Below are 25,238 nucleotides of genomic sequence, written 5' to 3' on the forward strand. Positions count from 1 at the left end.
CTAGCGCCGCCGGGCGAGAGTAAAGATCTCGTGATTGGGATGATCCCGGCGCGGTTTCGGGTAGCGGAATCCGCGGAGGCTTTCGGAATGCGGCATTGCCGCTGGGGGCGAAACTCTTGGCGAGTTCCGCTACATGGATCGGCCGGCGCCGGCGTGGTGATGGTGCGAGTGATCCGACGTGGCCGCTGGCGATTTGGAAAACGTTAGCTTCTTGTAAGGCAGCGATTCGATATCCGAGCGGCCTTCGGTGATGCGGAGGAACTGATTGGCATTGATATTTTCGAAAACTTGGGTGGTGCCGGTCGTCGGCCACTGGATTTCCAGCCGTGAAATTTGGTCGTTTTTGCCCAGCCCGATGTGCTGTCGCAGCGGGTTGCCACCAAAGCTTCCACCACTGTTGACCCAACGGTAGATCGATCGTGTTGCCGTGTCGTGATTCAAATCGATTCGGATACGGGCACCGATCGCGCAGGCATTGGATTGTTGTCCGACCAGCTTGATCACGATCCAATGGTTCTCGAAGCCGGGGTTTTCGAACAGTGCGTCGCCATAGGCGTCTCCGGCGAACCAGCCCCCGAGTTCGTGAAAGACGTCTTGGTCGCCATCGTTATCCAGGTCTGCGAACGCGACACCGTGCCCTTTTTGAAGATGGCCGAATCCGCCTGCGCTTGTCACGTTTAAAAACGATCGGCCGCCGTCATTTCGGAACATTTGGTTGGGGACGAGTGCTTCGAAGTCGGGGAAACCGGTTCCCAGATAGAAATCCAAGAACCCGTCGTTGTCCAAGTCACCGAAATTCGACCCCATCGGTTGCGTGACCCGGCGCAGGTTCTTCGGCTCAGCGACGTCGGCGAACCCGCCCTTGCCGTCGCCTTGGTACAGACGGTCCATTTCGGTGCCGTGGTGCAGGTTTAAGAAGTCGGCGGCGACCGGATCCACGCTTTGCGAAAAACTGGCGACGAACAAGTCCAAGGCTCCGTCGTTATTAAAATCCCAAAACCAGGTCGGAAAACTGTCCTGTGGTCCGGTCACACCCAACCGACTGGCGACGTCTTCAAAACTGCCGTTTCCCAAGTTGCGGAATAGCCGGTTCGGCCCGTCCAAGTTGGACACATAAACATCGGGGAATCGGTCGTGATCGAAGTCGCCCCAGATGACGCCCTTGGTAAACCCTGCGTCGGCGACTCCGGTGTCTGGGGCGACATCGATAAACGTCCCGTCGGCTTGGTTCTGAAAAAGCTGGTTGGCAAAACCTTCGTTGCCGACGTACAGATCAAGGTCGCCGTCGTTGTCGTAGTCGGCCCAGGACGCGGTTTGTGTGGGGAAGTGTTCGTTGCCCAGCCCGGCGTCGAACGTCACGTCACGAAAACGACCGCGGCCGTCGTTCTGGAGTAGCGAATTGGGGTGTCGCCCGGCATCACCCAGCCAGCCGCCGCGCAGCACCAGGACGTCTATGTCGCCGTCATTGTCATAGTCGGCGTGGATCAGATTCAGCCCTCCGTATAGACCCGTCAGCCCCGACTGCTGCGTCCAGTCACTGAATCTTCCGTCGCCATCGTTGTGGAACATGCGAATCTGGTCTGCCGGGCTCCAGGATGAAACCATGATGTCCAGAAAGCCGTCGTCATCAAAGTCATCGGTGATGACCCCGCCGGCAAGGCTGACGGTATCAAGGCCCAGGTTCGATCCGCAGTCGATGAATCTGGGAAACGCCTGTTCCGACTCGAAGGCTTTCGGCGGAATCAAAAACGATTGCGGGACATCATCGGGATAGCGACCAAGCGCCATGTAGGAAAGGTTTAGCAACCAACGCGACGGCAGGTGCCCAGGTTGTGATTCGAGCACACGCGAAAAGTAGGCGATCGCGCGGGTGGCTTGCTCGGGGTCGGCATGCACACCGTCGCCGCGGATCGGGAAAATACAGCTTCCGGCGCTGTGAGCCAGGATGCAGTTATCGTTTTCGGCTTTTCGAAGATGTGACACACCGATGGAAAAGAACAGCTTGTCGAACACGCTTTGCGGCACGCCGGCTTGGCGAAGCAATTCGAATGCCGCCTTCTGTTCTTCGATCCCTTGGGAGGTATTCCCGAGGAACACATTCTTGGTTCCGATTTCAAACATCAACGCCCCTCGCATCGCGTAGGCATGTTGCGGCTGGGCGGCCAGTTGATGTTTCAATTGGATCAGATCGGCATCCCCGAGGAAGTCGTTGTCTTGGGAAATCCTTGATTTGATCTGTTCCAGCACGCTCAGCATGCGTTCATGCGCGTTTTGCCATTGTTGGGCTTCGGGACGCGCCCGCCGGGGGTCATCGGTGGCGTTGCGGTCGCACCCGCTGGTCAACACGACCGCCAGCGCGATGCACGCGGTTAGCGTCCAGGGGTTCGGTCGGGCAATCGAGAATCTGTTATGCATGCCGTTCACTGATGACCGAGATTCATCTTGGTTGCCGAGCCCTGGCCCTGGACGATCAGGTAGCGGGCGTCTGCGTCCAGGGTACCGATGGAGTCGGTCGAACCGTCCGGCCAAAACACTTTCACCTCGGTCACTTTGTCCGATGGTCCCAGGCCCGCCCGCAGGATCCGTTCGTTGCTGCACAGGTAACCGTCGCCGGACAAACACCACAGCGACCGATTTCGCCCGGCATGTGAAAACCGCAGGACCGCGCCGGTCGCATCGCGAGAGCAGGTCGTTCCGACCAAGCGAAACGAGATGCGATGGTTTTGGTCAGCGGTGCGGTTGACCAGCAGTCGTGCTTGTTCACGGGTGTGTGTCACTAGCAAATCATTTCGGTCATCGGCGTTGATGTCGATCGTCCACAGCGCGCGACCAACATGTGCTCGCTCAAAGTAGTCGCCCCAATCGTCATCGTCGACGACGGCGAATCGCCCGTCGGCTTGGCGACGAAACAGCTGAAACGGTTGCTCATAGGCATAGTCGCCGTCATCGAATTCCCCGATGTGGCCATTGGTCACCGCGATCTCCACGGTTCCGTCGTCGTCCAGGTCGATCGCCTCGGTCCCGAACCCCACGAGGGAAAGTGTCGGTTTCAACAAGCCGACGGTGGTCGTCACATCACTCCAGCAACCCGGAGCGGTTTGTTCGTAATAAATGTTATGCTCGTTGGCGAAACCGGTCACGTAGAAATCCAAGTCGCCATCGCCATCAAAATCGCTTGCCGCGATTCCCATCGATGCCTGGGGACGGGTTCCGGCATCGACCGCCACGCCCCGCGCCACGGCGCTCTGTTCTAACTTGGCCGTGTCAGAATCGGTGGGCGTCAAGAACTCATTGGGGGACATGTCGTTTGCCAGTAGCACGCCGATTTCGTCAGGCAGCAGGGAGCCCGCCAAGATTCCCATCGTGCGACCGGGGGTGACGTTGCCGATCAGCCGTTGCGTCCGATCGTGGAACTGTCCGTCGGGACCGGCCAGATACAGCTCGTTGGCCTGGGCGCGGAATCGAAGTGGATGGCAGGTCCCAAGCTCACCTGATTCATTGGGGCAAGGGCGATCGGGAGCACCATCGGTGGTGCAGTAATTGCCGGTGACCAGATCCGCGATGCCGTCGCGGTTGAGATCGATAAACGCGGCGCAGGTCGTCCAGCGAGGCGATGAGCGATCGCCCAGGAGATGGCTGCAGTCGGAAAACGATCCGTCGCCGTTGTTGCGAAGTAGTCGGTTGCGCCCCAGGTTGGCCAGGAACACATCGGGGAAACCATCTTCGTTGTAATCGCCGACGCAACACCCTTGGCCAAAGTCCGTGTCGGCGAACCTTGCATCGCCGGAGACAAGCTTCAGTTCGTTGCCCAAGTTGCGCATCAGCAGGTTGGGATTCGAGTCGGATCTCAGCATCGTTCCCCCGGCACCCAGCACGGCGACATCGCAGCGACCGTCAAGGTCGAAATCCAACGCGCCGCCACCGGCACCGGTCGAACGCGTCAGCGCGCCGCGACGATCGTCCTCGGGGTCGCTTCCGCCGCCAACGTCCACCAGTCCCCACTGCGCACTTTCTTCGCTCAACCGCAGCGGAATGTTGGATGGACCATTGAGAGGTCCGGCAACGACCGGAGCGACGACGTCACCTTCGTCGCCGGCCGGGGCATCGGGATTGGGCGCCGGCAAGTGTGACAGATCGATGCCCAGTTCGGGGTTCCATGTGGTCGATTGCCATTGTTGGTCCTGCTTCAGTTTTCGGATGATGTCGGCGCGAACCTCTGCAGCATTCTGCACGCCATCATCTTTTAAAGTGGTCGCAACGGCCGCCCATGCCTCGGCCTCCCAGTTTCTGCCCAGCTGCGACAGGGTGCTGGCGATGTCGATCGCGTTTCGTTGGCTGGTATGCCCGCTCCAAACAAACGCGGTCAAGTGATCACGCATCGCCAGCAGATTTTCGATCCTCGCTTCGATTGACTCCAATTGCGGTTGGTCGAGCGGCGGCGTCTGCGTGTCGTCGCGACTTCGGATCCGGTGAATCGAACCGGCCAAGCGAGTCCATGCGACAGGGTTGTTCGGATCACGCAGCGTCGCTTCGTAGAACGCGCGAGCGGCTTGTGCGGGGAGGGTTCGGGACTGAGCCCAACTACCCAAGGCAAGCCAATAGTAGGCATCGTCGCGACAATGGGGCGACGTGCCGGCGGACCATTCGTCGATCTGCGAGAATCGGCCTTGCGCAGCGAGAACGTAACCCAAGAGGGCTTGGACGGGCGTGAAATCAGCATGCCGCTTAAGAATGTTGCGGCAAACCTCTTCCGACGCGTCGAATTTACGATTGTCCATCAAATCAATCGCGTGCCCCAACTGGATCCGCCGGTCCTCGGGATTCCGCTGCGTCAACAGTTCGAGCATCGGAGCAGAATACGTGCGGCGTTGGGCGTCGGTGAAAGCGAGCAACAGTTGCAGGTCAAAGTTTCGCGTTCGAATCAATGATTCGTAATGCGGATCGATCCGGTGATGGAGTTGAGCTTCTTTGAGGAAACCGATCAGTTTGACGCGCAGGGAATGATCCGATGGGTTCGCATCGACCGCGTTTTCCAACAGTGAGATGACATCGTACAGTCGCCCGACTTCGATCAACGCCCGAATGGCTTGATCGACCCGCAACGGGTCGTAGTCGTCGCGCTGGGCCGCTTCGACCATCAAGTCAACGGCCTGGGGCTTACGCCCGGTCATCGCAGCGACCGTCGCTACTTCGGTCAGTATGTCGGCGTCATTGGGGTGGGTGATGAGCACATGTTTTGTTTGTGCCCAGGCCGACGCCCAATGGCCCTCGGAAACCGCGCGTCGCATTTCAGCGACCGGATCCGACGTTTGTTCACCATTGGTGACGTGTTGAGGTGGCGAATTGGTGGGCAGGTCGTCGCTGCAACCGGCGATGAAGGCGAGTGTAACGATGACGCAAGGCAGTCGGATTCGGCGAAACAAGGGATCAAGCCGTAATCAAGAAACACAATGGACGACACTCGTTCACTTCATTGTGAAGCTGTTCGATGTGACACCATCGGGTGTCGAAATCATTTTGGATTCAATTGTACTTGAATCACACACATGCGTTGTGAGTGGTTATGTTACTTTTCTTCTACATGCTAGCAGTGTGAGTTCGTTCGCCAGTTTGACGCGTTCACGTTGGGTGCAAAAGTTATCGAAATAATTGCCAAAAGACTGCGAAACTCGGTGATGCGATCGGGGTTCAACGAAGGCGATTGATTAAAAGCCATTGCCCGCCTGATGCCATCAATACCGCGCTTCATTCATATAAATGAGCCGGCACCCTACCTTTAGTTTGTCCCGGCCGCTGTTTTGGTGGTCTGGCTTCGCGTTGATCAATTGTTGAGCGACGATCGCTCGTGAATCGAATTCATGTTTTCGATTGCTTCACGTCGTCATCGTTGTCATTTCCGTTATCTCTTCCTTGTTTGTTTCAATGGAGCACACCATGGTTCGAAAGCATGCGGCAGGACGTTCTGCCGGTTTTACTCTTGTAGAGTTATTGGTGGTCATTGCGATCATCGGCATTTTGGTCGGTCTATTATTACCGGCCGTCCAGGCGGCACGCGAAGCGGCTCGGCGGATGAGTTGCAGCAATAATTTCAAGCAACTCGGCTTGGCAATGCACAATTATCACGCGGCATTCAAGCAGCTGCCTCCTTATGGTGGCGGAACAGGTAAAGGGTTGGAGACACCGCCGGCATGGTGGCGTGCCAGCAACACCGCGAACCGTAAAAGCCTGAGTATTTGGGTTCCGTTGACGTCCTATTTTGAACAGCAAGGATTGTGGGACCACATTTCCAATCGAAGTGTCCAAACGGTGACAGGGGCGACGCCGCCGGCGCCGCTGAACTACTGGCCGGCGATGGGGCCGAGCCCCAAATCGTATTCGACCAGCCCGGGTTATATCCCATGGCAATCGGAGATTCCGACGCTTCGTTGCCCGAGCGACGGGGGAACGGGGTTGCCGGGGCGTGGCCGGGTGAATTATGGCGCCTGTTTGGGCGATTCACCAAAGAACCAAATCATGTCGCACTATGACACGGCGCAAATGGTGCCGACAACCAACGCGGGTAACGCTCGAAACGCCAAGGCACTCCACCGCGGCATGTTTGCTCCGTACACCAAGTTCGCATTTCGTGACGTAAAAGACGGGCTTTCCAACACGATCGCGTGTGGTGAGATTGTCACCGACCAGGGCGATAAAGCGGTCAACGGTTCGCTGTCGTGGGACGCCGGCGGAAACGGCGATGATCACTTTTTCAATCCGTTGCACTGCGTTGAATCGGGTGAAATCGATCCGGATCGACCGCGATTCTGGTGCGATTCACAAAGCACCGGTTGTACACCGCCGGTGAGTGTCGTCGTTAATGAAACCAATGGTCGCGGGATGAGTTGGGCGTCGGCGTTCCGCACGTCGATCCAGGCGGTCTTCACCGTTCGTCCGCCCAACAGCGAACTTTGTATCGGACAATGGGCCGACAACCTGGGCAATTTCTCGCCCAGTAGTTTCCACCAGGGCGGATGCCACGTCCTGATGGGCGACGGTGCGGTCACGTTTATTACCGACTCGATCGAGGCGGGCAATCAGAACGCTGCGGGAATCTGGTATGACCAGAACCAATCGCGCCCGGGCGGTGAAAGTCCTTATGGCTTGTGGGGCGCCCTCGGCAGCAAAGCCGCCAGCGAAGTGATTGAAGAGCAGCTGAACCAATAAAGTCAGCTGTCCCGCGATTATCCATTTCGTCCCGCCTCTATTCACTCATGGGGCGGGGCGTTCGATTAACCAGATCCCGTCGCGAGCGATTGATCGTTGGCGTGAAATCTGGGGGGCGCATGAAGTGCGCGCCTCTGTGTCCTAGCAATCACCTCTATTATTATCGAAAGGTTTCTCCGTGAAAAAATTCTTGATGACATTCCTCTGCGCCCTCGCCATCTGTCCCGTTTTCGGCTGTGGAGGGTCAGGCGAAACGACGATCGTAGCGGCTCCTGAAAATGAAGCTACCGATGATGTGCCCGTGGAGGGGATGAGCGACGAAGAGTACGCCCGAGCGATGGAAAAGTCGATGCAGCAATAGGAAAAGCCTTCACGCTGGATCTCGTTGAGTATGCCGACGGTCTGTGCCGGATTGCCGGGGAGAATGATACCCGGCAATCCGCACAGCACGGTTGTCCTCCAGTCGCTGCTGTGGCACCAAAGCATATGGATCGATTTGGAAATCGCAGTTTGGCGATGATGGTGGCAGTGGCCTCGGGTTTCTGTTTGGTGACGCTATGCGCCCGCTGCGTTGCCGTGGATGATAAGGGTGAAGTTCGCCCGTCGAACGTTGCTGAATCAGTCGCGTCAGTCAGCGCGCCAACGTATGTCGGAAAGCAGGTCTGTCGGGAATGCCACCCGCAGAATTTTGATCTTCATCAGCATTCCGGCCACGCGGACACGTTTTCTCGGTCCGTCGATTCGGAGATCGCAAAGAAGTACGCCGGCAAGGCGCTCGACGCCGGAAACCCCTACGGTGTGTTTCATTACGAGTGGGGCAACGAAGGGTTGCGAACGCGTCGCGCGGCCGACATGGACCAAGCGCCATTTGCGCTTCAGTATGCCGTCGGGTCCGGACGTAATGCGATGACGCTGTTGACACTGATTGACGATAAAGAGTCCGATGCGGCAGGAATCGAACATCGCATTTCTTGGTTTGGTTCCCATGGCGATTTCGGATTGACGCCGGGACACATCGGCATGACGCCTCAGGACGAAAGAGGGTTGCTGGGAAACGTTGTGCGGGGAAAAAGCGTTCGGCAATGCGTCTATTGTCACACCACCACCGGGACGATTGTGGGCACGGAAATCGTCGATCTGGTCGCCGACGTGAATTGCGAAAAATGCCACGGTCCCGGCAGCGAGCATGTCCAACAGGCCAGACGATCCGAAACGCCACCGCCGTTTTCGATCGGCCGCGATCGGTGGGACTTGGAAGCCGAGTTGCAGCTGTGTGGTGATTGTCACCGCTTGCCCCGCAATATCGATCCGGTGGCGCTGCGTGAGTATTCTGCTGAGCTGCTTCGGTTCCAGCCGGTCGGCATGCTGCGAAGTGAGTGTTATTTGGAATCGGACGGCAACTTCATGTGTTCGACTTGTCACAATCCACATCAGGATTCCAAGGCGAAGTCGACGGCAGCGTACGAGCAAGATTGTCTCGGCTGCCACCAACCCGATTCGGACGCGCACGTCGCCTGCAGTGTTTCCCCGACCAGCGGCTGCGTCGAATGTCATATGCCGGCGACAAAGTTCGAACAGGGGATGGTGTTTCACGATCACTGGATCCGCATCCGAGACGCCGAATGAGTGTGATTGGTTTCAGCGGCGGATGTGATTGCGGACGGGGTCTGCCACTGCGGTGGGCGGATCGTGCCGGCGTGATCGGCGGCATGGTGCTCGCATTGGCGGTTTTGACGCTCGGCTGTGATCGCTCCGGTGACGACACAGTCGAGAGTCGCTCCGATCCGGTCCCCGTCGTCAAGGAGGCTGCGCCAGAACCGTCGATTTCTCAGCCGGAGCCACTGCCACAGTCGGAGCCGACGCCGCAGCCGCAGACGGTCGATCAGGAAGCTTCGATGGTTCAGGCGGTGGACGTGCATGATAATGATGCATCGACGATCGCTGATCCTGCCAAGCGTGCCGCCGAAGCGTTGCGAAGCGGCGATGTCGATGCGGCTTATCGGTATGCCCGCGAAGCGATGTTTCGATCCCCCCAAGACCCGCAGGTGGTGTTTTTGATGGCCCGCGTACTGGGGCGGCGGCAGCGTTTTCCTGAAGCGGTGCGGATGCTGGACCGCTTGGCCGAGGCGCATCCCGAGACTCGATTGCCCGGTTTGGGGCAATCGTCCGAGTGGCTGGTTTTGCATGGCGACTACGCCGGTGCGGAGACGCGACTGCGAACGATCCTGGACGAAGTGCCGACCATTGCGATGCCGCATCGTGCGCTCGCGCGGCTGTTGCTGGGATTGGGCCGCCGCGCCGAAGCGGAGGAGCATCTGCGTCGACTCTGTCGCATGGGTGATGTCAACGATTTGGAGCTGGTCTCATTGCTTCGCATTTCATCCCCGTTGCCCGGCGGCAATGCGATCGAGCCACTTTCCGATTCGGCAGCCGTCTTGTCTTTGGTCGGGGAGAACCGATTTGAAGAGGCGAGGCAGCGGTTGCTGGAGATCGAGCAGCCAGACGAATTGCAGCACGCGCTGCTGGGGCGTTTGGCGGTGCTGCTGGGTGACACCGACGCACTGTCCCGCTGGAGTCAGACCGAACAAACGCAACATGGAAGCGTTCATGTCCAGTTCGTCTTGGCGGCACAGCACGTCCAGTTGGGTGACGACGAATCAGCGACGCGACACCTTTGCCGCGTTGTGATGCAAGATCCGACCGACGACCATGCCTATCGCATGCTCAGCGGTACGCTGGAAAGACTGGGGCTGGATGAAGCTTCACGCACCGCCACGCAGCGTTGGAAGTGGATTCATCGGACGCATGTGATCGCGGCGGAATTGAATCGGGCACCGAACGACAGGTTCGATCTGATCGGCGAGTTGGTTCAAATCTTGGATCAATTGCAACGACACGATGAATCGCTCGCCTGGCAGAGCATGCAGGTGATCCACGGGCAAGCGGTACTGACGAAGCAACAGGCGATCGAGCGAATGGGGCAGATTAACCGGCGTCGAATGGAGTTGAGCGCGGCGGGGACGCTGGGACCTGACGATGAATTCATTCGCTGTGGAGTGGATCTGGAGTCGCTCGCGGCATCCGAGTGATCGACCCGGACTGGACTGTCATTGTCATCGATTGCACGCGCGGGCATGCCGAGAACCGGCGGACACGCCTTTTTTTGGAAGAAGATCCGAACGACGCAATCCGCCGGCCCCACAGGATCGTCTCTCTATTAGGGGCGTAGTCCTCGTTCCCGGGCTCCGCCTGGGAACGGAAAAGTGAGGTGTGTGGTGATCTATCGATTTTTGGCTGACATCACGGTGGCGGTCCACTTTGGTTACGTCACGTTCGTGGTCCTGGGAGCGGTCGCGACGCTGATCGGCGCGATGCGGGGCTGGCATTGGGTCCGCAACCGCTGGTTTCGAGGGATCCATCTGGCGATGATTTTGGTGGTGGTGCTGGAGGCATGGGTGGGAGTGACGTGCCCGTTGACGACACTGGAACAGGACTTTCGTTCGGCCGCCGGTGAGCAGACGTACCAGGGTGACTTCATCGCCAACTGGATGCACGAGGCGATGTTCTTTGAACTGGATCCCTGGGTCTTCACGGTCGGCTACACGTTGTTCGGCGCCTTGGTCGTCGCCAATCTGGTGTTCGTGCCGCCGCGCTGGCGCAAGGGCAAGTGACGGACTGGCCCGCTATTCCGCTGGTTCGGCATCCAGTTCGCGTTTGGCGATCAGGAATTGAGCTGCGTCGTAGGCGGCATGGGCAACGATCGGGACCAGCAGGCTGTCGGTGGCGATCATCAGTGCGGCGAAGTAGACGCCCATCAGCGAGGCGACGAACACGTAAAGTTTGGTGATCGGATGCAGCAATCCGAAGCCGATCGAGGACACCAAAACGGCCGCGGCCAGCAGGCCGGGGACGGCCACGCTGAAGCTGTCTCCGACTTGGAACGGATTGGAGAACGGACCGTCGCTGCCGCCGGCGGCGGTCAACCAGGGCAGCAGGCAACCGCGAAACGCGAGCTCTTCCCCGATCCCTGCACAAACGCTGAGCGTCAGGAGTTCGCCGTGGGACAGTGACAAGAGGGCCTTCATCGTCGGCGCATCGCTGAGCTGTTTGATGGCGTCGATCGCGCTGTGCGGGACCTTCATCAGCAGCGTGATGGCGATCAGCATCGGAATCGACGCGACCACGCCGATCCCCAGTTCGATCGCGACACTTTTCCACGCCAACTTGTCGATCCGCCCGAGGTAGGCTCGCGCGTCGATCCCCAACACCCAGGCCAGCAGCAGGCCGGCCAGACCGATGGCCAGTTCGAACCCGCATGCCCAGACGAATAGGAGCTCGTCGGACGCTTCTTCGTGGGGAGGCGTGTCTTCGTTCAAGTCAATCCAGCTCGACGAATTCCAGCGGCTGTTCCTTGCGAACGTTGGCAACCCGGATGGCCGCGTCACCGCTGAGTAGCTTGCGAAAGGTTTTTCCAACGATTTCACCGCGCCATCCGGTCAACAGCGCCGGGACCTGGTCCCCTTCCTTCGGATCCAGTTCATAGCCGAGCACTTCTTTGACGTCGTCGGCGTTACCGACGATCGATGGGGCCAGTTTGTTTTGCCGACTGATGCAGGCCATTGAGGTCGAAAGGAACTGGCTGAGCATTGGCGAGATCACGCTGCGCGATTTGCGTGTCCGGCGGGGAAGTTGGTCGTCGGGAACCTGCAAAGCCTCCCGAATCGCCGCGGAAATATCCTCGTAATGGGCGCTGTACCCTCTCCAATCCATGCCGCGGATGTTGCGGATTTTTTTGATGTCCGCCGACCCGCGTTTGGCAAGCTCGACCATCAGATCGTCCCGCATCACCCGTCGCACGGGGCGGTCCAGCGTGGCGGCGCGTTGGTCACGCCATCGCCACAGGTGACGGATGATTTCCAGTTGCCGCGGCGTCATCCCGGCACAGCCGCTGACACGTCGCCAGTTCTCGCTGGTTTCTTGCTGGATGACCTTGCGCTGTCGGATCTCGGTCTCTTCTTCCAGCCAAACCATGCGATCGAGTTTCTCGATCGCCTCGCGCTGCATCTGATACATCGCCTGCAGGTCCGTCACGTCTTGCAGGGCATAATTGAGCTGGTCGCGCGACAGTGGCCGGTGCCGCCAGTTGGTTCGCGATTCGCCCTTGGCCAGCGTTTTACCGGTCAGCCGACTGACCAGGTTTCCCAGCGAGATCGGAAACTCCATCCCGCTAAACCCGGCCGCCAATTGGGTGTCAAAAAGCCCCGCGATCGGCTGGTTGGTGAATTGGAAACAGAAGCGACACTCTTCGCGGGCCGCATGTGCGATCACCGTCCGTCCGGGTTGGACCAACAGATCCCAGAACGGTGCGGTCGTGTGCATCGCCAATGGGTCGATGATCGCCAATCGATCACCGGCGGCGACTTGAATGAGACACAATTGTGGTCGATAGCGGTCTTCGGAAACAAACTCGGTGTCGAAGGCAATGATCGGCGCATCAGCCAGTTCATCGCAGAATTGACGAAGATCGCCGATCGCACTGATCGATTCGTATTCCAAGGGTCGTTAGACTCTCTGCATCAAAATTGGAGGGAGATTCGGCTTCGTTTGCCCCAACGGCAACATCGGACGTTCTTTCGTGATCGGCCCACACTCTAACCGCCCGGCACCGGCGCGACCATCCTGCATGCCCACCAACGCCCCCTGCGACGAGCCTGTCGCGGCCCCGGAAGCACGGCCCGAGAAATCCAAACCACAGTGGCTGGTCAGCGTCCGCAACCTTGCCGAAGCCGAGCTGGCGGTCCGCTTCGGAGTCGATATTTTAGACCTGAAAGAACCGCGCCGCGGCCCGCTGGCCCCGGTTTCGGCCGAAGTTTGGCATCAGGTCGCCGATCTCGTGGCGCGGCCGCCGAGTCATCGTGACGGCGGCCCCCAATCGTCGGCCGCAGTGTTTTCAGCGGCCCAGTTGTCTGCGGCCCAGTTGTCTGCAGCACTGGGTGAATCCGCGCAAGCGGTCGCACTGGCCGATCGGGTGCCGCCGCGGTTCGCGTTCGCCAAAGCCGGCCCCAGCGGATGTGAAAGCGAATCCCAGCTCAGGGGGCTGTGGGACGCGGTCCGAGAGCGGATGCCGGCAGAGGTCGAATTGGTCGCGGTCGCTTATGCCGACCATCGCGCGGCCGGTTGCATGGAGGCCGAACGGATCATGGCCTTGGCCGCCCAGGGCGGTTTTCGGCGGGTGCTGCTGGACACGTTTGAAAAGAACGGGTGTTCAGCGATCGAAGTGTTGGGCCAGACGCGGCTGTCCCAGCTCGGTCGCTTGGCCCATCGGCAACACTTGTGGTGGTCGCTGGCCGGTTCGATCACGCTGGGGCACGTCCAACGGGTGGCCGAGCTGGTTCCGGAACGCGACGACCGCCCCGATTGTTATGCGGTCCGCGGAGCCGTTTGCGACGGCGATCGAACCGGGGCGTTGTGCGAGGCGAAGATGCGGCAGTGGCAACGCACCCTGCGGTAGCGCGTCGGTCGGTAGCGGACCGCGGAGGATTGTTGGTTTTACCCGGCCAGTTGGAATTTGCGCACTGTTGCTAGCCCGACGCGTAAGCGAGGGGCGTCGCGTGGCCCCTCGCTAACGCGTCAGGCTGGCATGAACGTGAAACAACGGTCGTTCGGCGAGATCCGCTACGCCTATGGGTGTCGTATTCCTAGACCCAATCCAGCCCGGTCAGCTTTTGCAGGCGTTCCTCGAAGTTGCCGATCAACCCCCCCACGAGCATCCACTCGCCTTTCTTCCGCAGTTCGATCTCACCGAATCGATTGATCCGAATGATCGAATCGCTCGTCACGCCGGCCTGATGCAGCTGTTTGAAATCGACTTCACCCTCGTTGACCACATCAAGCAACGTTTTTCCGGTCAGTTCAATGAATTCCATGGCTCCCTACTCAGCCTGCGGCTGGACAAATGCGATCGACGCCCGCCCATTTTCTATGCGGTCGGCGGGGCTTCGACAAGCATAGTCAACAGTTGCCGCATTCGCGATCGAGCGCTATGCTACAGGGGTAGATCGCATGCCACGATGAGCCGGTTGATTGTGAGCATCGAGCGATTCACCAGTCGCGTCTAATTCAGGGCTTTCCCATGCGTTTGATCCTCTTCGCCTTCATCGTCATCATCGCGCTGGCCAACGTGCTGCTCGAGTCGGCGGTCAGTGTGGCCCAGTCGACGACGGCGGATGCCCCGGCGGGCGAGGCGAAAGCGCCCTCCGAGGACGCGTCCGACGAGTCCTACCTGCGGATCAAGAAAGATGAGAACGGTAGAAAAGTCGCGTTGCAAACCGCGATTGTTCGGTTTCACGGCAAGCCCGGCACACGTTACGACGGTGCCATCGTGGATCTGGTCGGCGTCGTCCACATCGGCGAAAAAGCGTATTACCAAGATCTGAACCAGCGGCTGTCGAAGTACGATTCGGTGCTGTACGAGCTGGTCGCCCCCGACGGCACGCGGATTCGTCCGGAGGATTTGAAGAAACGCCGGTCACTGGTCGCTTCGATGCAAACCGGCATGAAGGACATGCTGGAACTGGAATACCAGTTGGAACTGGTCGACTACATGGCCGAAAATTTTCGACATGCGGACATGAGCCCCGAGGAGTTCAGCGAAGATCTGCAGCGACGCGGCGATAGCGTGTTGAAGATGATCGCGCGGATGATGGGCGCCGGCTTGGCGACGCAATCGAAAAACGGCGGCGACTTGGGCGTGTTGATGGCACTGTTCAGCGACGACCGCTCGACCGCGATGAAAAACGCCATGGCCACCCAGTTGATCGACATGGAAGCGGTGACCGTTGGGCTGAATGACGCCAACGGCGAGAACACGCTGATCAAGGGACGCAACGCAAAGGCGTTCCAAGTGCTTCGCGAAGAGCTAGCTGCCGGCAAGGAAACGCTGGCCGTGTTCTATGGTGCCGGGCACTTGGCCGACATGGCCGAACGACTGGAAAAGGATTTCGGCATGAAGGCCGGCAAGACGACTTGGTTAAATGCTTGGGACCTGGCCGGCAATTGAATGTCGAGCCCTTCGGTAGCGGAAGCCGCGTAGGCTTTCGGAATGCAGCCGGCTTCGCCGCCGGAAGCGAAACGCTTGGCGAGTTCCGCTACGTGGGTAGCAAGCGTGGAGGCTCACTCCTTAAGCCGCCTGCTTCGTCGCTGATTCTTGCGGGATCGAGGCATGAGCGATCGCTGCTTCCTTCGGATCGTACTCGGCCTCCATCCGCAACAACGCGTCCTGGATGCGCCGTGTGAACTCCGCAACCGACTCTCCGTCGCGCGGGTACATCGGGTCGCCGAACACGCCGTCGATGCGGCAAAACGGAAGCGGGATTTGCGTGCGGTCCCAGGTTCGCGACAGCACGATCCGGCGTCGGGGGACGAGCGACATCGGCAGCACCGGGGCACCCGTCTTTTGCGACAGCATCGCGATTCCGGGATTGACGACCCCGCGCGGTCCTTTGGGCCCGTCGACGGCCAAGCAAGCCGGTTTGCCGCTGCAGACATGATTGACCATCGCTCGCAGCGCCGTCATGCCACCCTTGCGGCGGGCACCACCACTGCCGCGAATCGGAATCACCCCGAGCTTGTTGAGCGTCCGAGCGATCAGGTCGCCGTCCTTGCTGCGCGAAACCATCGCGCCGGCGCCCTCTTTCTCTTCGGCCAGGATGACCATCGCAATCTGGTGCCCATGCAAGCCGGCGTAAACATACGGCTGGCCGTCGGCGCGCAAGCGGTCTCGTGAATCGTTGATCGCGTTGACGCGACAGGTGGCGCGCAACAGTCGGATTAATCCCGTCACCAAGAAGGGCAGCACTCGATTCATTCCCAGATTCCGTTCCGTTTGCTGTCAATTCATTTCGCCGGCCGTGAAACTCGGCATGCACGTAGATAAGCTCGCCGGCGTTTGGAGACAAGATCGATTACGGCGGAGTGACTCATTCTCCGCCGGCGGGGTTTTCGATCCAGATCTGAAAGCAGGGCGCACAGAGCAGGATTCTGCGGCGACAATGCACCTGGTTTTCCGCGTCGACCTGCGGGGTCGATTCGAGTTGTTTGATCACCCGCCCCCATTCGGCGTCCATCTCGTCCGGATCAAGGGTGGCGGGGGAATCCAGGATAGGAGGCGACGAATCGACGGTGGCATGAATGTCAATTTCATAGAACTCGCCTCGTCCACCGATCAACTCCTTCAGGCATCGATCGCACAGACCGGGCGGATCGGAATCGAAATCATCCATCACACAGGCTCGATTCGAAGAGTGGAAGACGAGAGGGGCGTGCCGCGATGTCAGTATAACGCATCGGCCTGCCCGGCACGTGCGCTGCCGGGCAGGCGGGCGAACGAGCGGGAGCGGGGGAAGTGGGGGAGAGAATGTTGGTCAAAAAATGGGGGGGGCAAAAAATGAAGCCGACCGGGGTGGAAGCTCAACGCAATCAGCCGGTCACGCGAACGAGCCCGTATTTTTGGCCAGCGCGGGGATCGGGTAAGAAGATTTTGGGGGTAAGAAAATGATCAGATGCACCCTCCGTTCGATTGGCCCAATTTTCCTGCCTCCAAAATTTTCCTACCGCTCTCCCAGCTGCCGTGCCCTGTCACGTCGGTGGGCATCAGGAGAAGGATGGCAGTATGATTCGGGGCAGAATGATTGGATGCCCGTGGGCTGGCGCCAAGAGAGTACGGCGGAATCAAAATCCTAATAATCCACGAATGAAAATTCGCGATCACCGAGATGACTTACACAGCTCAGGCAAGGCCCGACCGACGTCTTCATCTTTTCGCCACCCCATCTTTTCGCCCCACCTCCAGCCTGGCCTGATGAAAAGTACGTGGCGTCGAAAACTGGTGAACCGGCAACGATTGAAAATTGCAAAATGAACAGTGCAAATTGCGAAATGATTTGAGCGACGATTCCCGGCAAATTTGAATTTTGCAATGAACAGATTGCAATTTGCAATCGAGGGCTCCAGCAGAATCGCTGAACGTCCCCGAACCTACCCAACGTTCCAAGTTCCATTGATTTTCGCCAGCCCACCTCCAGCCCCCCGATCTTCCGCCTTCCATTGATCCAACCTGGATGCGATGAAGTCGACGATCGCTTGCTGTTGTTGGCTGCCACGGCCTTCGATTTCCATCGGCTCACCGAACGCAAACCGCACCTTTTTTTCCGGTCGGATCGGCCCCAGGTCCTTGATCCATTTTCCGTTGCCCCAGGCATCGGTCTGCAGCGCGATCGGCAGCACGGGGACCTTGGTTCGCGCCGCCAGCTTGACCCCGATCGTGTTGAATGATCTGGGATCGAAGGTCTCGCTGCGCGTGGTTTGGGGGAACACGACGACCGAGATACCTTTGCCAAGTCGCTCGGCCCCCATGCCCATCACCTGCTTCAAATCTTCACGCGGGTTGTCTCGCGACACGGCAATCGGATCGCGGGAGCGGAGGATGTGCCGAAACACCGGATAGTCCATCAGGCTTTGCTTGACGACGAAGGTCACGTCGCAGACCGGTTGGATGATCGCGGGCAGCACGATCGTTTCCAGCATGCTCATGTGATTGCCGACCAGCACGCAGGGCGTCGTCAGGTTTGCCAGGTTTTGCAGGCCGCTGACTTCGAATCGGACGCCGACCGATTCCAGCGACTGCAGCACTTCGAAACTGGTTTGGCTCCAGCGCAGGCTGTCGTACTGTCCCCGACGAGCGACGTTGCTGGAACGAAACACATTGCCGAGGAACTGGCTGTAGAAGGTGAAGGTCGGAAACCGCGTTGAAATCCAGCCTGACGGGCGGGGCTCGGTCAGGTAGCGTCCGTCGATGTCGGCGAGCAGTTCGTTGCAGTGTGGGGATTGGTTTCCTTTCATGTCATCCACGCAAACGGCGATCAATCGTCCTGTGACGCCGGAGCCGATGATGCGGGGGTTGGGGCATCATCATCCGTCTTCGTGCCGCGCGGCGGGTTCTGGTCGCGCGTCATCGGTTCCTCCGACCTGCCCAGTTGAACCGCTGGTTGTCGGTTTGGCAACTCGGCCTGCCGATGCAGCGGTCCTTGCCGGGTTCCGAAGATCAGCCGCGTCAATCTGGCCTTGCCATCCAGCAGTAGGCTGAACAGCGTGGGCACCAAGACTAACGTGAAAACCGTCGAGACCAACAACCCGCCCAGCACCACGCTTCCCAGCCCGCGATACAGTTCGCTGCCGGCACCGGGGAACAGGACCAACGGAAACAGGCCCAGCACGGTGGTCATCGTCGTCATAAAGATCGGGCGAATCCGTGTGCGGACGCTTTCCAAGATCGCCGCCCGCGGCGCCATCGAGTCTTCACGCATGTGATTGAGCGATTGGTGCACGATCAAGATCGGATTATTAACCACCGTGCCGATCAAGATCACGAAGCCCAGCATGGTCAGGATGTCTAATTGTTGTGTCAGTTGACCGGTCATCCCCAAATAGACGTTCAACAGGTTCAGTCCCAGGATGCCTCCGACGGCCCCCAGCGGCACGGTCAAGATGATCACCAGCGGATACAGCCACGATTCGAACAGTGCGGCCATCAATAGGTAAGTGATCAGGACGACCAGGACGAATTGGCTGGTCAACAGGCTGAGCAAACTGTCGAGATTCCAACCCGACCATCGGCCCAAAAACGTCTCCTGCATCTTGCTCAGTTTGTCGGCCGTGCCGGCCAGATTGACTTGGTATCCGCCGCCCAGTTGACCGCTTTCGATCAGCGGTTGGACGATCTCGCGTCTGATTTGTGCCATCGCATCTTCCAATGCGACTTCCGGCGGCGGAGAAACCTCGATCGTGATCGCGCGGACGCGTTCGCGGTGATTGACCTGTTCGGGGCCGCTAGCCAAGGCGACTTCGGCCAAGGCCGCCAGCGGGATCAGATGACCGCCGGGCGTCGCGATCGGCAAGGCTTCAATCTCTTGTGTCGTGTCGGCATACTCGGACTCACCCACGATCGTCAAATCGATCTTGTTGCCGTCCAAGTAATAGTCGCCGGCATAGGCGCCGTCGATCAGACAGTTGGCGGCGAACCCCAGGTCGCGACTGCTGACGCCCATCTCGGCGGCTTGGACCAATTTGGGCGTGATGTGGATTTCGGGACTGGACAAATCCAAGCTCGGAATCGGACGAGCCTGGGCGGTCGGCATGATCTGTTTGACCTTGCCGATCGTTTGTCCGCCCAGCCCGACCAGTTTGATCAAATCGGGGCCGGTGATTTCGATCTCGATGGTCCGCCCGGCGGTCAAGCCCTGTTCGAACAGGCTGGATTGTTTTGCGACGGCAAACGTCCCCGGCATCTTCGCCCCGACCTGTTGCACCAGCGGAACCAGTTCACCGGCACGCTGGCCGTCGTGGGCGCGGATGCCCATGAACACCTGGCGGCCGCGGGCGACGAAGAAAAAGTCACCGATCGCGGGGAAATCCAGCGCGGCTGCTTCGGGGCTGTCCGGTTCCACGTCCCAGTACGGACGCAACTCGCTCTCCACGGTCTTCCCCGCCGCCGTCAACTGGTCCAGGTTGTAACCGGGCGGTGGCAACAGGATGCCGAAGACCAAGTTGCGATTTCCAGTCGGCAGGTACTCCACCTTCGGCCAGAACGTCCAACTGATGCCGATGGCCAACAAGACCAGCGTCGCGGCGACGACGATGCGGCGCAGCGTGCCGCGCTGGACCCAGTCGTTGAAACCGACGGTGCCGCGGACAAAGGCGGCGGCAAAGGCATGGACCGGCCACAAGAAGAATCGTGTGATTCGGTTCGATGACGCGTCGGAAGGTCGTGATCGACCGTCGGTCGGGACGCCCGGTCGCTCGCGCCGGGAATCGAACAACCGCGACGCCGCGGTCGGGATCACCGACATCGAGATCACCAACGACAGCGCCACCGCCGCGCTGATCGCCAACGCGATGTCACGAAACAGTTGGCCGGCTTCTTCTTGAACAAAGACGATCGGCAGAAAGACGGCGACGGTCGTGATCGTCGAAGCCGCGATCGCGCCCCAGACCTCCTGCGTTCCTCGAACCGCGGCGGCAAGCGGGGAGTCGCCGGATCGGAAATGGCGGTACACGTTTTCCAGCACCACCACCGCGTTGTCGACCAACATGCCGACGGCGAACGCCAGCCCGGCCAGACTGATCACGTTCAATGACCGACCCAGCACTCCCAGTACCAGGAACGATGCGATGATGCTGGTCGGGATCGCAAGCGCCACCACCAAGGCGCCGCGGGCGAACCAAAACCCGGCGGTCAAAATGATCGCGATGCAGATCAGAAAGAAAAGCGGCGAAAGATAGGCCGCCGCCAAGGAGCTGGCGATGATCAGCGGGATCGTCAGAATCGTCCGCACGCCCAGGTGCAAAAACAGCATCAACACGATCATCGTCAGCGCGCCGCCGATGAAAATGTTCTGTTGCACCAGATCGATCGACGAATAGATGTATTCCGTTTCGTCGTAAACTTGCGTCAGTTGCAATCCGCGCGGGGCCAAAATGTTTTCGTCGATGTCGCGGTTGGCAATCCGCAATCCCTCCATCACGTCCAACACGTTGGCGTCGGTTTCCCGCAAACAGTTGATCGCGATGCTCGATTCGCCGAAACGCCGCACCAATCCATCCGGTTTTTTGTACCCCAATTCGACTTTGGCGACGTCGCGGACGTAGACGGGAGCCCCGTTGTTGACCGACAACAATTGTTGCTCGACCTGTTCGGGGCTGCGGAATTGTCCCATCGCTCGCACGACCCAGCGACGTTTGCCTTCCCAGAAATCGCCCGCCGACGTGTCCTTGTTTTGTCCCTGCAGCACATTGCGGACATCGGCCAGCGTCAATTGCCTGGCGGCCAGTTTCTCGGGGTCGACGATGACCTGTAGTTCGTCTTCCAAACCGCCGATGACGTTGGATTGAGAAACGCCGGGGACACGTTCAAAGCGGGCTTCGATTTCGTCTTCGGCAAAACGCCGCAACTTGGTCACGTCCAAGTCGTCTGGCGGCAACAGTTCGTTGACCTCGGGGTGTTCTTTGGCCAGCATTCGCAGCCGCAGCATCGCCAATCCGACGTTGTGGGCGTTGCGTGCCGGCGCGATTTTTTCCGCCAATTCGGGGTGTCGCGACTGGAACGCCGTGAACGTGTCCTCCGTCGGCCGACGCGTGCTCAGGATGAACCAGGCGATCGGGCGGTCGGAGGCATTGGCGGTCGTGATCACCGGTTCGTCGGAGTCCTCGGGGTACTCCGGCACCTGTTGCAGTCGGCTGTTGACCTTCAGCAACGCCTCCTCCATGTTCGTGCCGACGACGAATTCCAGCGTGATCGTGCTTTGGGAATCGGCGCTCTCGGACGTCATCTTGGTGACACCTTCGACGCTCTTGAGCTGTTCCTCCTGCTCCATCGTGATCTCTTGCTCCACCTCCTGTGGACTGGCGCCGGGCCAGGTCGTCGCCACGGTGATCGTTGGGATCTGGACTTCCGGAGTCAGCTGCATCGGCATCCGCGTCAGCGCGACGACACCGAACAAAGAAACCAGCAGAACGGCGACAGTGACTTTGACCGGGTTTTTGACGAAGGCTTCAATCAGTGCCATGGTTTGCCCCTCCGTTTGGCTCGCTGCTGCGGGGCGTCGATGCGGGTTTGACGACGCTGGAGATCACGACGCTTTGTCCGGGACGCAAGCGTTCGTTCCCTTCCACGACGACCAGCTGGCCAGCTTTCAGTGGCCCGATCGCCTGGATCAGATTCGGCATCGCAACCCCGACTTCGATCGGGACCGGACGGACGCTGTGGCTGTTGCCATCACCCGTTTCGACGACGTAGACCAACGGCTGCGGGCCTCCCAGAACCAAAGCGTTCTTGGGCACCATGACCGCACTTTGTGGCGGACCGACGGGCAGTTGCACGCGAGCGTACATCCCCGCTTTGAGCAGCGGCCCGGAATCGGTGATTTTATTCTGCACGCGGATTTTGACGGGAAAGGTTCGTGCCTTGGCGTCGGCTTGGGGGATCACCGTGGTGATCACGCCGGTGAAGAGTTCGTCGGGTAGGGCGGGGACATCCACGCGAACCGTTGTGCCGGGTTTGACGTGCGCGGCGTGTTGTTCGACGACATACGCATAGACTTCGACCTCATCGAGCGCCACCACCTCCATCACCGGATCGCCGCTCTGGACCCACGTCCCTTCGTCGACATGTTCGGCGACGACATAGCCGTCAAACCGTGACATGATCGTGTACTTCTTGATTCGGTCGTTGATTCGATCGACCATCGCTTGCTGGAACGCAACCTGGGCGCGGGCCTGGGCGATCCGTTCGGTACGCGGTCCCTCGACCATCAAGTCGTACGCCGCCTTGAGTTCTTGGTAGACCTGTTCCCTTTGGCTGGCTTGTGACTTGACCAACTCGTATTCCTCGGTGGACGCAGAATTCGAGTTGCGCAGCTGTTTCAATCGGGTCAGTTGGGCCTGTCCGAATTCCATTTCGGCTTTGGCACCGAGCATCTTTGCCTTGGCTTGTTCGATTTCGTTCGGCCGTGACCCCGCCTCGAGTTCGGCGAGCTCTTGATTTCGCAGGTCCAATTCGGCCTGAGCGGCGGCGAGTTCCAATTCGATCGTGGCGGTCAACAGCTTGGCAAGCGTCCCGCCCTCGGCGACACGTTCGCCCTCGTGAACCACCAACTCCACCACCCGGCCGTCCACCGCGCTGCCCACGACGGAGCGTTTGAGCGGCATCACGGTGGCCACGAAGGTTTGGCCGGCGGCGACGTCCATCTGGACCGTTTCGGCGACGGCGACCGGGGCGGGCGGTTGTTGTTGCGCCTGTGTGATCGACACGCAGACCGTGGCGACGATCAACGGCAGCACGCATGGAGTGAGACGAAAGGGGGAATGGTTCATCGGGCATCTCGGACGGCTGGGATGCGTCATCCCTGACGCGGACGTCGTGGGGGAAGTCGGGAAATGGGAGGAACGGCTAACGGTCGGACGGTGCGGTCGGGATGCCGGGCATCAGGTTCTCGTGGACGCGGCCGAGCAGCATCTTGAGTGTGGCTTGTTGTCGATCGGTCAATCCGTCCGTGGCCCGCGCGCGAATCCGTTTGGCACACTGGATGATCTTGCCCCACACCGGTTTGCTCTTTGCCGTCGCGTGGATCAATTTGCGCCGACGATCCTCGGGGCAGGGGCGGCGTGTGATCAAACCATCACGCTGCATGCGGTCGAGGATCCGCACCAGCGTCGGAGGTTCGATCATCATTCTGCCGGCCAACTCGGATTGCGAAAGATCGCCTTCGAGCGCCAACCATCCGAGCACCTGAGACTGTCGAAACGTGATGCCGTAAGGGACCAGTTCGTCGTTGAACGCACGGTGGTATCGTTGCGTGGTGATGGTCAGCCAATAGCCGATACTTTCGTCAAAATCATAGTCCAGCACAGACCGACTCCGGAGACCCGAGACAATTCGTTAGCCAGCTAACTATTAGCGTTGGGGGGAAATCGCTTGTCAAGTCTTTCCCCGATCGGATTGTGCCGGATCGCCGGTGGATTCGATCCCCGGTGGGTCGATGCGTTGCGTTACAATCCGGCTCCACACGACCTTTCGAATTCAACCAGGAGCAGAGTGATGAGCCATCGCTTGAAAGTTGTCGGGATCAATTTTGATCATTTTCACATGGGCGATCTGTTGCGAATGGCGCACGAGCATCCTGAGGTGGATCTGGTCGGGATCTGTGACGAAACACCGAATCGAATGCAGGATGCGATCAAGGCCTTCGGGATTCCGGCTGAAAGGGTGCACACCGATCCGGAAGCGTTGTTTGATTCGACTTCGGCTGATCTGGCGATTCTGTGCCCGGCGGCGTCCAAGCACGGTGATTGGGTCGAGCGGATAGCCCCGTTCGGTTGTGACTTGTTGGTCGAAAAACCGTTTGCAGGTTCGTTGGCCGAAGCCGATCGGATGATCGCGGCGAGTCGTAGCGCCGGCGTGCGTCTGGCGATCAACTGGCCGTTGGCCTGGGTGGCGTCACATCGCATGGCCAAGCGCTTGATCGACGACGGCCAGATCGGTCAATGCATCGAAGTGCACTACTACGGCGGAAACCGTGGACCTCTCTGGCACGTGGCCGACAAGGTGGAACGCACTGCCGAAGAAGTCCAACGCGAGAAACCGACCAGCTGGTTTTACAAACAAAGTCACGGTGGCGGATCCTTGTTGGACTACCTCGGTTACGGCACGACGCTGGGGACGTGGTACATGGACGGTCGGCGTCCGATCGAAGTGACCGCGATGGTCGATCAGCCTGTCGGATTGGAGGTCGATGAACACAGCATTGTGGTGGCGCGCTACGAAACCGGACTGTCAAAATTTGAAACCCGTTGGGGCACGTTCACCGACCCGTGGACCCATCAACCCCAACCCAAATGCGGCTTTGTGCTGGTCGGCACCGAGGGAACGATTTCCAGCTACGACTATGAAACGACGATGCGAATCCAAACGCGCGATTGCCCCGAGGGGCGGTCGATCCAGCCGGCCCCCTTGGCACCGCCGCTGGAGAACCCGATCCAGTACATGGTGGACGTGATTCAGAACGACCGCCCGATCGATGGGCCGCTCTCCACCCATGTCAGCCGCATCGGGCAACAGATCGTCGATTCCGCCGTGCAAAGTGCGCGGGAGCAGCGAACTGTGTCCCTGTTGCAGTGAGAAGGCGCCCCGGTCGCAGTGAGAAGGGCGTGTGGACACTTTGGCAAGAGCACGGATCTGCACGCGAGATCTTCATAAACGGCCGTTTTCCAGGGATTCCACGTCAGGCGAGGCCCGCAATCTGTGACTGACGGCGGTTATTCCGCCGGTCCCCGAAACGACAGGATTCCCGCATTGTTTTGATCTGGCAGCGCGATTTAAATCGTGTTGAAACGTAGATCGATCTACGAACACGGCGGAATCCATCTTCAAACGTAAGAGTAGACCGTAGCCATGGAAATTCTTCTGCCAAAGCGATGGCGCG

The 25,238-nt window shown here is 59.4% G+C and carries 20 protein-coding genes; 8 read left to right on the top strand and 12 right to left on the bottom strand.

Annotated features, from left to right (window positions below; translation table 11 throughout):
- Nucleotides 1-129: 129 nt before the first annotated feature.
- Together Mal15_RS24735 and Mal15_RS24740 are read right to left on the bottom strand one after the other, a co-directional pair.
- Nucleotides 130-2,415, bottom strand: coding sequence for a CRTAC1 family protein (locus tag Mal15_RS24735; protein ID WP_147870198.1), 2,286 nt, complete (start codon nucleotides 2,413-2,415; stop codon nucleotides 130-132).
- Nucleotides 2,416-2,420: 5 nt separating this feature from the next.
- A complete protein-coding gene (locus tag Mal15_RS24740; protein WP_147870199.1) occupies nucleotides 2,421-5,423 on the bottom strand; it encodes an FG-GAP-like repeat-containing protein in 3,003 nt (1,000 codons plus the stop codon).
- Between the two features lie 511 nt (nucleotides 5,424-5,934).
- Between Mal15_RS24740 and Mal15_RS24745 the strand changes: the two genes are divergently transcribed.
- From Mal15_RS24745 to Mal15_RS24765, 5 genes are all read left to right on the top strand, one after another.
- Nucleotides 5,935-7,203: a DUF1559 domain-containing protein gene (locus Mal15_RS24745; protein ID WP_147870200.1), complete on the top strand. Its 1,269-nt coding sequence runs from the start codon at nucleotides 5,935-5,937 to the stop codon at nucleotides 7,201-7,203.
- Nucleotides 7,204-7,381: 178 nt separating this feature from the next.
- Nucleotides 7,382-7,564, top strand: coding sequence for a hypothetical protein (locus Mal15_RS24750; RefSeq protein WP_147870201.1), 183 nt, complete (start codon nucleotides 7,382-7,384; stop codon nucleotides 7,562-7,564).
- A 125-nt stretch (nucleotides 7,565-7,689) separates the two neighbouring features.
- Complete coding sequence (locus Mal15_RS24755) at nucleotides 7,690-8,829, top strand: multiheme c-type cytochrome (protein WP_147870202.1); 1,140 nt, start codon at nucleotides 7,690-7,692, stop codon at nucleotides 8,827-8,829.
- Nucleotides 8,826-10,292 carry a tetratricopeptide repeat protein gene (locus tag Mal15_RS24760; protein WP_167547032.1) on the top strand — a complete coding sequence of 489 codons (1,467 nt, stop codon included), beginning with the start codon at nucleotides 8,826-8,828 and terminating at the stop codon, nucleotides 10,290-10,292. The genes Mal15_RS24755 and Mal15_RS24760 overlap by 4 nt, the downstream gene beginning before the upstream one ends.
- Before the next feature lie 186 nt (nucleotides 10,293-10,478).
- A complete protein-coding gene (locus tag Mal15_RS24765) occupies nucleotides 10,479-10,874 on the top strand; it encodes a DUF2784 domain-containing protein (RefSeq protein ID WP_147870204.1) in 396 nt (131 codons plus the stop codon).
- Nucleotides 10,875-10,886: 12 nt separating this feature from the next.
- On the opposite strand, the gene Mal15_RS24770 is transcribed toward Mal15_RS24765, so the two are convergent.
- Together Mal15_RS24770 and Mal15_RS24775 are read right to left on the bottom strand one after the other, a co-directional pair.
- Nucleotides 10,887-11,579, bottom strand: coding sequence for a CPBP family intramembrane glutamic endopeptidase (locus Mal15_RS24770; protein ID WP_147870205.1), 693 nt, complete (start codon nucleotides 11,577-11,579; stop codon nucleotides 10,887-10,889).
- A gap of 1 nt (nucleotide 11,580) precedes the next feature.
- Nucleotides 11,581-12,759 carry a ribonuclease D gene (locus tag Mal15_RS24775; protein WP_147870206.1) on the bottom strand — a complete coding sequence of 393 codons (1,179 nt, stop codon included), beginning with the start codon at nucleotides 12,757-12,759 and terminating at the stop codon, nucleotides 11,581-11,583.
- A 127-nt stretch (nucleotides 12,760-12,886) separates the two neighbouring features.
- Here Mal15_RS24775 and Mal15_RS24780 point away from each other — a divergent pair, with 127 nt between their 5' ends.
- Nucleotides 12,887-13,714 carry a (5-formylfuran-3-yl)methyl phosphate synthase gene (locus tag Mal15_RS24780; protein WP_147870207.1) on the top strand — a complete coding sequence of 276 codons (828 nt, stop codon included), beginning with the start codon at nucleotides 12,887-12,889 and terminating at the stop codon, nucleotides 13,712-13,714.
- A 187-nt stretch (nucleotides 13,715-13,901) separates the two neighbouring features.
- Here the strand turns inward: Mal15_RS24780 and Mal15_RS24785 are convergent, their stop codons facing one another.
- Nucleotides 13,902-14,129, bottom strand: coding sequence for a hypothetical protein (locus tag Mal15_RS24785; protein ID WP_147870208.1), 228 nt, complete (start codon nucleotides 14,127-14,129; stop codon nucleotides 13,902-13,904).
- 206 nt (nucleotides 14,130-14,335) lie between these two features.
- Between Mal15_RS24785 and Mal15_RS24790 the strand changes: the two genes are divergently transcribed.
- The gene (locus Mal15_RS24790; RefSeq protein WP_147870209.1) at nucleotides 14,336-15,262 is read left to right on the top strand and encodes a TraB/GumN family protein; all 927 of its coding nucleotides are present in this window, start codon (nucleotides 14,336-14,338) and stop codon (nucleotides 15,260-15,262) included.
- 120 nt (nucleotides 15,263-15,382) lie between these two features.
- Here Mal15_RS24790 and Mal15_RS24795 read toward each other — a convergent pair whose 3' ends face one another.
- The 7 genes from Mal15_RS24795 to Mal15_RS24825 form a co-directional block, all read right to left on the bottom strand.
- Nucleotides 15,383-16,069 (bottom strand): lysophospholipid acyltransferase family protein, encoded by a 687-nt coding sequence (locus Mal15_RS24795; protein ID WP_147870210.1) that lies wholly within the window; start codon nucleotides 16,067-16,069, stop codon nucleotides 15,383-15,385.
- Nucleotides 16,070-16,181: 112 nt separating this feature from the next.
- A complete protein-coding gene (locus Mal15_RS24800) occupies nucleotides 16,182-16,484 on the bottom strand; it encodes a hypothetical protein (protein WP_147870211.1) in 303 nt (100 codons plus the stop codon).
- A gap of 456 nt (nucleotides 16,485-16,940) precedes the next feature.
- Entirely contained in the window at nucleotides 16,941-17,201 is a 261-nt protein-coding gene (locus Mal15_RS34750) for a hypothetical protein (protein ID WP_147870212.1), read from the bottom strand.
- 37 nt (nucleotides 17,202-17,238) lie between these two features.
- Nucleotides 17,239-18,102, bottom strand: coding sequence for a lysophospholipid acyltransferase family protein (locus tag Mal15_RS24810; RefSeq protein ID WP_147870213.1), 864 nt, complete (start codon nucleotides 18,100-18,102; stop codon nucleotides 17,239-17,241).
- A gap of 20 nt (nucleotides 18,103-18,122) precedes the next feature.
- Nucleotides 18,123-21,824, bottom strand: coding sequence for an efflux RND transporter permease subunit (locus Mal15_RS24815; RefSeq protein ID WP_147870214.1), 3,702 nt, complete (start codon nucleotides 21,822-21,824; stop codon nucleotides 18,123-18,125).
- Complete coding sequence (locus Mal15_RS24820) at nucleotides 21,811-23,130, bottom strand: efflux RND transporter periplasmic adaptor subunit (protein ID WP_147870215.1); 1,320 nt, start codon at nucleotides 23,128-23,130, stop codon at nucleotides 21,811-21,813. Before Mal15_RS24820 ends, Mal15_RS24815 begins: the two co-directional genes overlap by 14 nt.
- 76 nt (nucleotides 23,131-23,206) lie before the next feature.
- Nucleotides 23,207-23,665 carry a MarR family winged helix-turn-helix transcriptional regulator gene (locus Mal15_RS24825; protein WP_147870216.1) on the bottom strand — a complete coding sequence of 153 codons (459 nt, stop codon included), beginning with the start codon at nucleotides 23,663-23,665 and terminating at the stop codon, nucleotides 23,207-23,209.
- A 189-nt stretch (nucleotides 23,666-23,854) separates the two neighbouring features.
- Between Mal15_RS24825 and Mal15_RS24830 the strand changes: the two genes are divergently transcribed.
- Nucleotides 23,855-24,934 carry a Gfo/Idh/MocA family protein gene (locus Mal15_RS24830; protein WP_147870217.1) on the top strand — a complete coding sequence of 360 codons (1,080 nt, stop codon included), beginning with the start codon at nucleotides 23,855-23,857 and terminating at the stop codon, nucleotides 24,932-24,934.
- Nucleotides 24,935-25,238: the final 304 nt, after the last annotated feature.

The sequence above is a fragment of the Stieleria maiorica genome (assembly GCF_008035925.1).
GTDB classification, from domain to species: domain Bacteria; phylum Planctomycetota; class Planctomycetia; order Pirellulales; family Pirellulaceae; genus Stieleria; species Stieleria maiorica.